Origin of the sequence: Corynebacterium sp. PCR 32, assembly GCF_037464985.1 — a bacterium.
GTDB classification, from domain to species: domain Bacteria; phylum Actinomycetota; class Actinomycetes; order Mycobacteriales; family Mycobacteriaceae; genus Corynebacterium; species Corynebacterium kroppenstedtii_D.
This window is the reverse complement of sequence record NZ_JBAHVL010000008.1, coordinates 56931-70102: the sequence shown is the minus strand read 5'-3', so window position 1 is coordinate 70102 and position 13172 is coordinate 56931. Positions and strand designations below refer to the sequence as shown.

Genomic DNA, 13172 nt, shown 5'->3' with positions numbered 1-13172 from the left:
GAGTAGTCATAAGACCCGTCCGGGTTTTTCTTCGCCCGCACCGGGTACTTAGCAAGCAGCTCAGGCTGCTCCCACAGTGGCAGATCATCAGGACTCCGCGATGCACCCGCCCCCGTAGCAGACCCAGAGGTCGAAACATCTTTCACACCCTCACCACCGTGGTGACACCCCGCCAACACACCCACCACCACAACAACCGACAACACGCGTAAACATGCGTGTCGTGCATACGATGCTCCCTCCATAGGCTGCACCCTCCGACCACACCACAACTGACCACCTGACGGCATGGAATCCCACCTTCTTCCCCTGGTTAACTCAACGCAACGTGCACTGCGCCCCTTCACACGTTGGGCGATACACAGTCAGCACCCCACCGTGTCTCGTGCGTAGAAATTAGACGACAAGAGCCACACAATGGTTCCCGCGACTATGTGGCGAGGAATGACGAGGGGGAACGCGCCCGAATGTGGGCATAAAAAAGGGGGACCCCGCGCACCCGTCAGAGCTTGCTGACCCTTGCTGCGTTCCCGCCCTGGGGGAGTTCACAAGATGGACGCCGCGCGGAATCCGGACCCCATAGTAACTCACCGTGGCGCATATTCCTACCCGGCCTGCCAGCCAACCCCCTTTTTCCCATTGTCATCCCCGTGTCGACGGCGCGGAACGGGCCCCACCACTCATTATTCATTCTCGACGCTACGCTTTTAGCGTCACCGCAGGGTAGCTTTTCACCCTGGACATCACGCACCTCAACCAGGCTAACGTGTTCTTTTTTGGCGTTGCACCGGCCATCCGGTAGGCTTGCCCACCGGAACGCGGACTTCAGGTGCGTTCCACGCTTGGAGGATTCGACTAGCGGCCTATGTCACACGCCTGGAACGCGTGCGGGTAGTAATACCCTCGTGGGTTCAAATCCCACATCCTCCGCCACACATCCTGGCACGGGTTCAGTACCGTGCCAGGATTTTTTGTTGCCACCGAGACCCTTCCGACGTTTCCCTCCCGTTCCTGCGCCCTGATCACCCTGTACGATGTGGAGTTGCTTAAAACGTTGAACGCGAATCGCTTGCTCTGAAGGAAGGCACGCATGTCACCGCAGGTCGCACCGTCGAAAATGAATGTTGACGCTCTCAAAGGGTCGAAAGCGAAGTTCGAGCAGGCTTACAACGAACTCAAGGCCAAGAATCTCGCTCTGGACCTCACCCGTGGTAAACCTTCTGCTGAACAGCTCGACGTCGCCGACAGCCTCCTCGCCCTGCCTGGTGTCGGGCATACCACCGCCGAGGATGGTACAGATTGCCGCAACTATAGTGGTCTTCGAGGTATCCCGGATATTCGGAAAATCTACGCTGAACTGCTCGATATCCCCGTCGAGAACATTATTGCCGGTGACTCCTCAAGTTTGAGCATTATGCACGACCTTATCGTGTGGGCATATATCTTCGGCACGCAGGATTCACCACGCCCGTGGAAGGATGAGGAGACCGTTAAGTGGATCTGCCCAGTTCCTGGCTATGATCGACACTTCTCCATCACCGAACACCTTGGGTTCGAGATGCTCACCGTCCCGATGACAAATGAGGGACCTGATCTTGAGGCCGTCGCAGAACTCCTCACAGACCCACAGGTCAAGGGCATGTGGACGGTCCCAGTGTTCGGTAACCCCACTGGCATTAGCTACTCGCGTGACACATGTAACACGCTTGCCTCCCTTGATGCCGCCGCCCCCGATTTCCGTATCGTGTGGGATAACGCCTATGCCGTGCACACTCTGACAGAGGATTTCCCAGAACCGATCAACGTCGTGGAGCTCGCCGAGAAGGCTGGTCATCCCAACCGGTTCTGGTTCCTCACGTCAACCTCGAAGATCACATTTGCTGGTTCAGGGGTGGGATTCTTTGCATCATCAGCCAGTAACCTGGAGTGGTACGTGAGCCACGCCGGGGTTCGTAGCATCGGGCCAAACAAGATCAACCAGTTGGCTCACGCACGATATTTCCACAATGCACAGGGCGTTAAAGCCGTGATGCGCAAGCATGCTGTCTCGTTAGCACCCAAGTTCGCGGCCGTCGACACAGTACTGCACGAACGGCTCGATGATTATGGTGTTGCCAGGTGGACCAAACCCAAGGGTGGTTACTTCATCAGCATGGACGTGCCGGATGGCACGGCATCGCGTGTCGTTGAGCTTGCTCATGAGGCTGGTATTAAGCTGACTGAGGCTGGGTCTAGCTTCCCGCTACACCAGGATCCTCATAATCGGAATATCCGTCTGGCTCCGTCGCTACCACCTATCGACCAGGTCGAGGAAGCAATGGATGGTGTGGCGACCTGTGTCCTCCTCGCAGCCGCTGAAGCAGTTGACGCCGGAGCACAGTAGAGCCCACCCACCACCATATTTGAGGCAGCTACTTCCCTATGAACCTTCTGGAAACGCAGACCTGGCTTGCATCCATCCTGCCCAGCGACACCCAGTGGTCCAGCGTCACCGCCGGCCCAGAAAAGCCACCATTTACAGTAACCTCCCTTCTCATTGACGACGATGGGTCAGCTGAGCCCATCGCCCCTCACGATGAGGACGAGAACCCCGCGAGCAGCGGGCACGGCTACGTGGCTGATGACCTCCGGCAGGTTCTCGCCTGCACCGCTGACGCCGCACGATATTCCACGGGGTTGACCAGCCCCGACGGAATGGATGTGCGTGCAGAAATCCTCGCTGTTGGACTCGAACGACCAGGTGAAATAGCGCAACTCGTCTCCGCCACGGCTGCCATGCTGAGCGAGGAAGGATCAGGCAGGCTTGCGCAACCTGGAACGTTTCTTCCTGGTCTCGGTGCCATGGTCAACCCCGCGCTCACGACGAAACATGGTCTTCTCGTCGTCCCCTACATTTGGCCTCAAGGCGTACCCACTGTCACCGAGCACCCTGACCTCACCACCGCCGATGGTCAGCCCGTCGCCCCCACGCACCCGGGGCGTATGACGCTTATCGCCCAGGTTATTATGCTCACCGAACAAGAATTCCTGCACGGCATGACCCACGGCATTGATTCTCTCCAAGCACGCCTTGCCGGGGGGCATGCCGATCTTCGTGATCTGCGTCGAGGAAGTGTCGTTTAGCACGGTGTGGGCGGCATGTCCTAGCCGGGCGGTAGCATACACACGTGGCTCTTTACAGGAAGTACCGTCCCGCAACGTTCGCTGATGTCGTCGGCCAGGAACACATTACCGGGCCCCTCAGCCAGGCTCTCAACGCCGGGCGCATCAACCATGCATACCTGTTCTCCGGGCCCCGCGGGTGTGGGAAAACTTCCTCAGCTCGAATCCTGGCGCGATCGCTGAATTGTGTTCATGGTCCCACCTCATCGCCCTGTGGTCAGTGCGAATCCTGTCTGGCTCTTGCCCCTGGGGGGCCGGGTTCTCTCGATGTCACGGAACTTGACGCAGCCAGTCATCGCGGTGTCGATGACATGCGGGATCTCCGCGACCGGGCTATCTACGCCCCGGCGGAATCCCGCTACCGTGTCTTCATCATTGACGAAGCTCATATGATCACCAAGGAAGGTTTCAACGCGCTGCTCAAGATCGTCGAGGAGCCACCTGAGCATCTTGTCTTCATCTTCGCCACGACTGAACCTGAAAAAGTCCTGACGACCATTAAATCCAGGACGCATCAGTATCCATTCCGTCTGCTCGCGCCCAACGATATGCGCGGTTTGCTGGAGCGTATTTGTCGTGACGAACATGTGCGTGTCGAGGCCTCGGTGTACCCGCTGGTCATCCGTGCTGGTGGTGGTTCTCCCCGTGACTCTCTCTCGGTGCTTGACCAGCTCCTCGCTGGTGCCGATGATCATGGCATCACGTATGCCCACGCCGCCGGGGTTCTTGGCATCACTGACTGTTCATTGATCGATGCTGCCGTCGATGCTGTGGCCGACAATAACCCAGCTGGCCTTTTCACCACCATTACTAAGGTTCTCGACGCCGGGCACGACCCACGCCGCTTCGCGACTGACCTTGTCGATCGCTTCCGTGACCTCCTTGTCCTCCAGTCCATCCCGGACGCGTTCGACCACGGTCTTGTCGATGCGCCACTCGACCAGCGCGATGCGTTGAGTAACCAGGCGCAGGTCCTTGGCCCGGCAACGCTGACGCGGTGCGCAGCCGTCGTGAGTGATGGCCTCAACGAATTGAAAGGAGCGACGTCTCCGCGTCTCCTTCTGGAGATCATGTGCGCCCGGATGGTGATGCCCGGCGCGGCCGATGGGGTCGAGGCACTGGCCCAGCGTGTTGAGTTGTTGGAGCGTGGGCGGCCCACTGTGAGCGAGGCGACGGGGGGCTCTGGTGGTGTGGAAGGGGCAGCGGGTGCCGTTGACTCCGGTAGTACCGGCGGAACCACTGGGGAGGGCGCGGGCACAGTTCCGCGGCGGGCCCAGGGGGGTGGGCGGATTATTTGGCAGCCCAAGGATAAGAAAGGCGACGATAAGAAGACCGGGGAGAGGGCGAATACTCCTGGTGAGAAGCAGCAGGGCCGGCTGAGCGGTGAGGTGGCAGGGGCTGATATGGCCGCATCATCACCTCTGGGGCTGGGTGGTGGTGCGCACACGATGGATCGGGAAGCGCTTTCCAAGTATCTGCGTGAGCAAGCTATGCAGCAGGAGCGGGAGATCCGCGCTCGTGAGGCGCACGAGCGTATGAGCAAGATCGAGGAGCGTGAGGGTCCCGCTGTTGTTCTTCCTGAGAGTGCCTCTGCCCCTAGTGCTTCGCGGTCAGAGATGCCGGGTGAAGGATCAGCTGGTGAGGCGTCGGCAGGTGAAGGCTCTATGCCCGCTGATGGTGGTACCAGTGATGGATCATCGGCCGAGGGTCGGACGGATGCGGCCGGGGTGGCTGAGGCACACTCAGCGGACGATACGCCGACTGGGCATGTCGGCCCGACACCGTCTGTTGATGAATCTACTGAGGGAGATCATGGAGGTCTCGCGGCGGATGACCTGCGGCCACAGTGGACAGCAATCAAGCAGGCTGTCGGTACACGAAGCAAGGTCGCGCACGTCATGGTCAGTGAAGCCGTTGTTCTCGGCGTATTTGGCAACCATGTTGTCCTTGGGCATCACACTGGTGCGCTTGCGCAGCGGCTCAATGATGGGCACAACAATGCTTCTATTGCAGACGCCATTACCGAGGCAACTGGCCATACCGTCACCGTTGAAGCTGTCATCGGTACCGACGACGCCGCGCTTCAACGATGGAAGGACGCTCACCCCGACCACCCTCGCTCCGCGGTAGCAGCTAACGCCGCTGCTACCGCACCCACTACCAATAAGACCATCTCCGGGGATTCGTCGGTGGGTGCTAGCGCGCCAGCTCCTGCATCTGCGTTCATGTCCACGACGGCGGTGCTCTCCGATTCTGCTCGTACCGCGTTAACAGCAGCCGCCCAGTGGAAGAAGGCCCAAGAGCAGAGGAAACCACACGCGTCGACGGCGGAGCAGTCAACGCTCCAGTCGGCCCCGGATACAGGCCCGGTGTCACCGCGGATTCAGAGTCGCACTCCACAATCATTCAGCGATGGGTCACCGCTGCCTCCCGAGCCTGAAGATGACCCCGACAGTGCTCCACCTGAGGACTACCACCCCCGCTCACGCATGACGCCTGCCCCCGCCGATGATCAGAACATCACGGCGGATGCTGGTTCGGCGCCGGGGGTTGCTGACCATCCACGTGGGGTGCGCCAGCCGGTTGATACTGAATATACGCAAGAAGAAGCGGAAGAGGAGATGGCTACTGCCAGTCGTGATGACACCAACTACGATCGTCGTTCTGCGAAAGAAATAGCGATGGAGCTCCTGATTAACGAGCTGGGGGCACAACCCTTGTAGGTCCCCCTCGGCAATGTCGCCTCACCTCAGGAACCTGGTGTCCCCCACGCGCTCGTGGGTCGTAGCATTGGTTACACTGAACCGCACGACTGCGAGCAATCGGCTCGTCACAACCACCATTGACCACCTAAGGAGACAACCATGTCACAACCCGACTTCAACGAAATCATGGCTCAAGCACAGCAAATGCAAGAACAATTGCAGCGTGTTCAGGGTGAAATTGCTGAGTCTGAGATCAGTGGTACCGCCGGCAATGGGCTTGTCACAGTCACCATGAAAGGTACTGGTGAGGTGACCGCTGTCAGCATTGACAAGTCTGTCGTCGACCCTGACGATGTCGATACTCTTCAAGACCTCGTCCTGGGTGCACTTCAGGATGCCAACTCCTCACTACAGTCCTACGCGCAAGAAAAGATGGGGCCTTTTTCTGAAGGCCTCGGTGGACTTGGCGTCTAAAATGAGCCTGGCCACCTGCATGGGTATCCCACGGGTGGCTCACAGCCCCTTGCTCGTCGTGACGAGCCCGACCATCAACCTTACGAAATTAGGACGTCGTTGTTCGAAGGACCACTCCAAGACCTCATTGATGAGTTCTCTCGCCTGCCCGGAATCGGCCCCAAAAGCGCCCAGCGTATAGCGTTCCATGTGCTCCGCACCGATCCCGACGACATCGACCGTCTTCGTGCCGCGCTGACCGCTGTCCGCGATGGCATCACGTTCTGCCGCATCTGTGGAAACATCTCTCGCGATGATATTTGCCGGGTCTGCGCCAACCCCCACCGTGACGCCACCACCATCTGCGTCGTTGAAGAGCCCAAGGATATTGAAGTTATCGAGGCCACCGGTGAATATGGTGGCCGCTATCATGTGCTTGGTGGGGCGCTTGATCCTCTAGCTAATGTTGGCCCCAAAGATCTTGCCATCACGCAGCTTCTCCAACGCATCGCGAGTGTTCTTCCCGATCGGGAAACAGCCGATTCCACACCTGACAAACCCGATTACGATGATGCCCCCACCATCAGCGAGGTCATCATCGCCACCGACCCTAATACGGAAGGTGAGGCCACTAGTTCCTATCTCGCCAGGCTTCTCAAGGATTTCCCGGACCTCACTGTCTCCCGTCTCGCATCTGGTATGCCGATCGGTGGGGACCTCGAATATGTTGACGAACTCACGCTCTCCCGCGCGCTGGCCGGGCGTCTTCCTCTCTAACACAATAGGCACGCAATAATTCCGCTGTGCCGCTAGCGTGACAGTGCCGCGCGGACAGGCGAAAGCAGTGAACCCGTGTTAGAACTAGGGTATGTCGTCTGATAAAGCCCGCTGGGGCCTCACCGCCCTCTACACCGTCTCGGGGTGTGGTCATTTTGTCACTCCCACGCTTTTCGAGGACATCGTCCCTACCTATGCGCCTGGCACGCCGCGGTTCTGGAACTACCTTGCCGGTGCTGGTGAGCTCGGCACGGCGGCTCTTCTCGCTGCTCCTCATACCAAGGCCAACCGGTTCGGTGGGCTCATGTCTGCAGTACTTTTGATCGCTGTGTGGCCAGGCAATGTGGAATCTGTCCGTCAGCGGCTCGACCGTCCGTGGCCTGAACAAATTGGGTGGATCGCGCGCCTACCCTTGCAGGTGCCTATGATTCGCGCGTCGTGGAGAATGTGGAGAGAATCGCCCCACTGACCTGCGCTTCTGATAAAATTGGTAAGCCGGTGTATGACTGTGGTATGAGTACCTTCGCGCTAGAAAACCCCAGCACAGGCCAATCAGAAGACACTTTCAACCGCATCGAGGATACCGACCGTGACGCGATCCTCGATCGTTCCACAGCAGCGTACACGCGGTGGAAGGACACGTCCATTGAGGAACGCGTCACTGTCCTTCATACGGTGGCGGATCTCTATGAAGAGCGATCCGACGAGCTAGCCTCCTATATCGGGCGTGAGATGGGCAAGCTTACCCGGTGGGGTCAGGCTGAGATTCAGGTTGTTGTTGGTATCTACCGGTGGTATGCGGACCATGCCTATGAGCTCCTGCAGGATACCGAGCTACCCCGCCTGGGTGCGGTCCGGTCGTTTGTCCGCCATGATCCTATAGGCCCGATTTTGGGTATCATGCCGTGGAACTTCCCGTACTATCAGGTTGCTCGGTGGGCGGCACCGAATCTTCTGTTGGGTAATTCTTTGGTGCTCAAGCATGCGTCCATCTGTCCTCTTTCATCCCAGGCGTGCCAGGATCTTCTCGAGGATGCGGGGCTACCGAAGGATGTCTTTATCAATGTGTATGCTTCTGGTTCACAGATGGACGCGTTCGTTGCTGATGATCGCATTAAGGGTGTGTCTCTGACTGGTTCGGAAGCCGCCGGTGCCGCCGTCGCTAAGACAGCTGGTGAGCACTATAAGAAGTCCGTGCTGGAACTGGGTGGGAATGATCCTTTCATCATTCTCGACGACGCCAACCTGGATGAGATTCTGGACAACTTCGTCACCATCCGCATGTATAACACGGGGCAGGCGTGCAATGCGCCGAAACGGTTGATCGTGATGGAGTCTTTCTACGACAAGGTTGTTTCCGGGTTGGAAGATCGTATCAGCGCGTTGACGGTCGGTACGTGGGATGACGAGAACGCTGATGTGGGGCCGTTGTCGTCGATGGGTGCGCGTGATGAGATTGTTGAGCGTTTGGAGAAGGCCGCTAGAGAAGGCACGGCGACGGTGAAAGTTGGCGGGCATGCATTGGACCGTGAGGGGGCTTTCATGGAGCCGACTCTCCTCACTGATGTTGATCCGCGGGCGGATGTGGGGTGCAACGAAATTTTTGGTCCGGTGGCGGTGGTGTATGCGGTGAAAGACGCCGATGAGGCCGTTCACGTTGCCAATGATTACTCCGACTATGGCCTGTCTGGTTCTGTGTGGGGGTCTGATGTTGATAAGGCGTGGGAGGTTGCTCGTCAATTGAAAGATGGTATGACGTTTGTCAATGAGGCGTCGGTGACTGCGGCTGGGTTGCCGTTCGGTGGTGTCGGCCGGTCTGGTTATGGGCGGGAGATGGAACGGTGGGGTGTGAAAGAATTCGCCAATGAGCATCTATTCCGTATCAGCGACACGCCCAATGGTGGAGGTCTCTCCCCTGCGATGTAGGTGTCCGTGTCGTGCTCATGATGAGCATTTTATAAAAAAGAAACGAATACGATGACTATATATTGGACGCCAGTGCGCGATATCGGTGACGATATGCGGAACCGTGCTGGCGGTAAGGCATGTAACCTGGGCGAGATGGTTCGCGCGGGTATCATGGTTCCCCCGGCGGTGTGCGTTACTACGGATGCTTTTCAGAAGTTATGCCAGGATAGCGGGATAACGTCGATTGAGGAGCTTAGTCCTCGTGATGCTCGTGAGATGTCTCTTCATTCTCCCCTGCCAGGTGTGGTTCGGGATGCGATCGTCGAGGCGTATAGGTCACTTGGTGAGGGGCGGGTTGCTGTTCGTTCATCAGCCATCGGCGAGGACTCCAGTGAGGCTAGTTTCGCTGGTCAACAAGAGACGTTCTTACACATCAGCGGCGTCGACACTGTTGTGGGTGCCGTGCGACGGTGTTGGGCGTCGCTCTGGTCTCAGCGTGCTATTCACTACCGTTGTGAACGTGGGCTCTCGGAGTCCGATACTGTCCCGGATATCGCGGTGGTGATCCAGCGGATGATATCGCCTGAGGTGTCGGGCGTGTTGTTCACCTCAGATCCCGTCAGTATCGACACATCCACGCTTGTGATTAATGCCAGTTATGGGCTTGGGGAAGCTGTAGTGTCGTCCGAGGTTTCCCCCGATCAATATCGGGTTAGGAAAGCTGATGGCCATGTCATTGATCGGGTCATGGGCGATAAAGACATCATGATTGTGCCCGCACAGGACACTGCACAGGGAACGGCGACACGCCCTGTTGATGATGATATGCGTGACCAGTGGAGCCTCGATGAGACCACTATTCAATCATTGGTCAGCCTTGGCCACGTCGTGGAACACCACTATGGTGCACCGCAGGATATTGAATGGGGCATTGCCAATGGGACCGCGTATCTCCTCCAGACACGCCCTATCACGACTTTCCCTCCGCGCGACTGTGCTCATCGCACGCCAAAGAACAGGGTCGAGCACACTCTCCGCGACGATCTTATTGAGCACTACCCAAGCCCGTACCCAGCTGATATCTATTGCATTCGCGCCATCCAATCCTCTATCCAGTCGTTGATGGGTGATCTGGGATTGTCTGCCCCATCGGCAGAGGACACTATCCAGATGGACGTTCGAGGCATCGCGGGCGTAGCCCCACGGGTGCCGAGGCCAACGTTTTCTATGCTCTGGAAAGCGCCGACAATGATACGGCAGGTGTGGGCAACGCAGCCCCAGGATCCTTATTCTGCTTTCGCGGAGCATATCGATTGGATTGAGCATAAGGAACACGAGCTCGGAATCCAATCCTCCCGGCAGATTGATGCATCAAGCGTTGGCTTGTCTCATCCTGATGCGCAGAAACTTGTGGTTGCCGCTATTGAGCAGGCAAGCGCGTTGACGGATCTTCGTTTTCGGCTCTATCTTGCCCCTCTTATTCCCTGTAGGAAGCGGCTGGAGAAGAAGGTCAGGGTACTCAACCAGCGTAGTCATGAGTGCTGGACTCCTGAGGACCTCCTGGGCAATCTGGAGTATAAGACGGCGTTGATTGATCGTGATCTGGCCAGCCTTGCCCACCGGTATGCGATGATCAAACGGGACCATGCGTTCGACAGTGCTGTCCAGGCACGTCAGAATGATTCCGAGTTGAGGGCCCTCTATGCTTCGTTTCTCGATAAGCATGGGGCGCGTACATCAAAAATGTATGTTCCCTTTGGGTCCTTGTCGTGGTCGGAGGATTTTCGCACGCTCGACGCTGTGGTCGACGCGTGTGCAGCCAACGAGGAGGCTGATTCTTGTCCGCCGCAGGTCGATCGCATCCTCGCCGCGGCCGAGGATGAGCTATCGGCGGCTGGGTACAGGCGGTTCATGCGAGATACGGACCTGTATCGTCGCTTCCATGTTGGCAGGGAGGAGAGTGTTTACCTCATAGAACGGTGTCTTCGAATCGCACGTTTAGCCTTTTATTCCTGCGCGACGAGGTTGTGCGACGCCCATGTCATTGATGCTCGTGATGAGGCGAAATTTCTGACTCTTCCTGAGGTATTCGAGTTTCTTGCGGGGAGTCAGTCGCACGAGTCGTGTCAGGAGCTCAGATCCATTGTGGCGACGCGACGTCAGTGGAGAAATACTGCGGAGGTGTTGTGGTGGAAAACATCCCGCCAACCGTCGCGTCCGCAGGATGGGCGTGGTCTCACAGGTGTAGCGGGTAGTCCAGGAACGGTGACTGGTGTCGCACGGATCATTGATGGTCCTGCTGATTTTGAGAAGCTCAACAAAGGGGATGTGCTCGTGTGCCGATACACCGATCCGACATGGACTCCGCTCTTTTCCCTTGCCAGTGCCGTTGTTACTGATCGTGGGGGTGCGTTGTCGCACGCCGCTATTGTTGCGAGGGAGCGTGGGATACCTGCTGTGCTTGGTGTTGGGCAGGCTACCTCGGCACTGACTAGTGGAACTCGGGTGAGGGTCGATGGGTCTGCCGGGTCACTGACTGTGCTTGAGCCCACGCTCTAGTGTCACGATATCGCTGTCGAACCGTGGGGGTAGGTGGGTGGTCCCCTCATTGCCCATATCAAGGCACATTTCCTGGGGCAGGAATTCTGGGTCAATTGTCTTGGGATGACCGTGCTGAGTACCGCAGTGTTGGCGTTCAATGTGATGGCACTGTGACCACGTGTACCCCATTCACATCGCATTATCCTCGAGCATCATCATATCGAATCTACGTCGGAGTTCTGCCACCTCACGTCCTGTGTGAGAAGTTTCCATGAATATCAACCCCAGATCTTCGGAATCGAGCAGCGAGTGTGTTTCCGGGTAGGCTTTCCCCGGCTTCGCATTAATCTCGCCAGAAATAACATAATGAAAAAGTTTTTACATGTCCTTCAGCAATAAATCCCCTACCCCCATTTTGGTGCTGGAGGAATCCACGCGTTAACTTTCTCATACAGTTCGCTCGGGTTATCAGCAACAATCAGGGATTCTAGAAAGACTGAGCTCAAAAACCCTTCTGCCACCATGTGCTTAATCGTGCCGATCAGTGGTTCCCAATACCCATTCACATTAAGTAATGCCACCGCATGTTGGGTATACCCGAGCTGCTGCTGCGTCCACGCGTCAAACAACTCATCGACCGTGCCCACCCCACCAGGCAAACCAACAACCACATCAGCCAGCTCCCCCATGCGCGCCTTCCGAGCGGACATCGTCGGCACCAATTCCAATCTCGTCAAACCGCCATGCGCAATCTCCCCTCGCCTCGGCGCCACCACACACCCATCATCGGCAGGAAGAACATACGTCCGACCACCGTGATGAAACCCCTCCGGGCCCTCCACACCAGCAAGAAGATACGGAATCACACCAATACACAATGTTCGATCAGCAGCAGCGGTATCCCCCACCACCCCCATCAACCCGGCGCGCCCCCCGCCATACACAATATGGTCACCATGTGCGCCGATCGCGTGAACGAAGTCTTCGACAGCCTCACGATACTCAGGCCTATTGCCCTCCGCCGACCCAGTGAACAACAAAAATCCCCGGCCTTTCAGCGTGGGCACGACGTCACGGGTCAAGGGCGCGATGGTCACATCACGATCACGGCTACTCACCCACCGCGCGTCGTCGATCTCCGCACACGGTGTCACGACAATGCGGTGCGCGTCACGGGCAGCCTTGGTGGCATCGCTACTGGTCCCCCCGAGCGGCATACCGTCGACAATAAACACATCGGCAAGAACGTCGGTGTTGGCCTCATTGGCGGCAGTGGCGCGGAAGGTGCCCAGGAAAGTGAGATCATCCGGTGCCACACGGAGTTTAAGCTCTTCATCAAGCTCACGAATAAGCGTCTGGTCTGGCGTTTCCCCCGGTTCCGGTTTGCCACCGGGAAACATGAATGCTGACGTTCCCTTTTTACGTACGAGCAAAAAATTGCCGTTAACGTCTCTGATAATGGCAGCGCTCACGCGAATCACAGGCATATCTGGAGAGTCTAACAACGCTCCTGGGGCCATCGGCCGGGGAGCGCAAATACGAGATCACACAGGGACGTGCCGCACCATGTTGACAGGTGCGGCACGTCCCTTTTGTCCCATTGCTCCCTCAAAGTTCGAAATGAAT

At 57.6% G+C, this 13172-nt stretch carries 10 protein-coding genes, 1 tRNA gene and 1 other RNA gene; 9 read left to right on the top strand and 3 right to left on the bottom strand.

The window, feature by feature from the left end; translation table 11 throughout:
• A partial coding sequence (locus tag V5S80_RS09295) for a hypothetical protein (protein WP_395170493.1) occupies nt 1-245 on the bottom strand: 245 nt, incomplete at its 3' end.
• Between the two features lie 235 nt (nt 246-480).
• Nucleotides 481-575: signal recognition particle sRNA small type (ffs, locus tag V5S80_RS09290), an RNA gene on the bottom strand.
• Nucleotides 576-844: 269 nt separating this feature from the next.
• On the opposite strand from ffs, the gene V5S80_RS09285 reads away from it, so the two are divergent.
• From V5S80_RS09285 to V5S80_RS09245, 9 genes are all read left to right on the top strand, one after another.
• A tRNA-Ser gene (locus V5S80_RS09285) sits at nt 845-933 on the top strand.
• Nucleotides 934-1117: 184 nt separating this feature from the next.
• A complete protein-coding gene (locus V5S80_RS09280; RefSeq protein ID WP_395170496.1) occupies nt 1118-2383 on the top strand; it encodes an aminotransferase class I/II-fold pyridoxal phosphate-dependent enzyme in 1266 nt (421 codons plus the stop codon).
• A 38-nt stretch (nt 2384-2421) separates the two neighbouring features.
• Nucleotides 2422-3123: a hypothetical protein gene (locus tag V5S80_RS09275; protein ID WP_395170492.1), complete on the top strand. Its 702-nt coding sequence runs from the start codon at nt 2422-2424 to the stop codon at nt 3121-3123.
• A 44-nt stretch (nt 3124-3167) separates the two neighbouring features.
• On the top strand, nt 3168-5885 hold the full coding sequence (locus V5S80_RS09270) for a DNA polymerase III subunit gamma and tau (RefSeq protein ID WP_395170491.1): 2718 nt from the start codon (nt 3168-3170) through the stop codon (nt 5883-5885).
• A gap of 141 nt (nt 5886-6026) precedes the next feature.
• Nucleotides 6027-6341 (top strand): YbaB/EbfC family nucleoid-associated protein, encoded by a 315-nt coding sequence (locus V5S80_RS09265; RefSeq protein ID WP_395170490.1) that lies wholly within the window; start codon nt 6027-6029, stop codon nt 6339-6341.
• Nucleotides 6342-6440: 99 nt separating this feature from the next.
• Entirely contained in the window at nt 6441-7097 is a 657-nt protein-coding gene (locus V5S80_RS09260; protein WP_395170489.1) for a recombination mediator RecR, read from the top strand.
• Nucleotides 7098-7188: 91 nt separating this feature from the next.
• The gene (locus V5S80_RS09255; RefSeq protein ID WP_395170488.1) at nt 7189-7566 is read left to right on the top strand and encodes a hypothetical protein; all 378 of its coding nucleotides are present in this window, start codon (nt 7189-7191) and stop codon (nt 7564-7566) included.
• A 44-nt stretch (nt 7567-7610) separates the two neighbouring features.
• Nucleotides 7611-9023, top strand: a complete 1413-nt coding sequence (locus tag V5S80_RS09250; RefSeq protein ID WP_395170487.1) for an NAD-dependent succinate-semialdehyde dehydrogenase — start codon at nt 7611-7613, stop codon at nt 9021-9023.
• A 51-nt stretch (nt 9024-9074) separates the two neighbouring features.
• The gene (locus V5S80_RS09245; protein WP_395170486.1) at nt 9075-11564 is read left to right on the top strand and encodes a PEP/pyruvate-binding domain-containing protein; all 2490 of its coding nucleotides are present in this window, start codon (nt 9075-9077) and stop codon (nt 11562-11564) included.
• A 386-nt stretch (nt 11565-11950) separates the two neighbouring features.
• On the opposite strand, the gene V5S80_RS09240 is transcribed toward V5S80_RS09245, so the two are convergent.
• The gene (locus V5S80_RS09240) at nt 11951-13033 is read right to left on the bottom strand and encodes a TIGR00730 family Rossman fold protein (protein ID WP_395170485.1); all 1083 of its coding nucleotides are present in this window, start codon (nt 13031-13033) and stop codon (nt 11951-11953) included.
• Between the last annotated feature and the right edge of the window lie 139 nt (nt 13034-13172).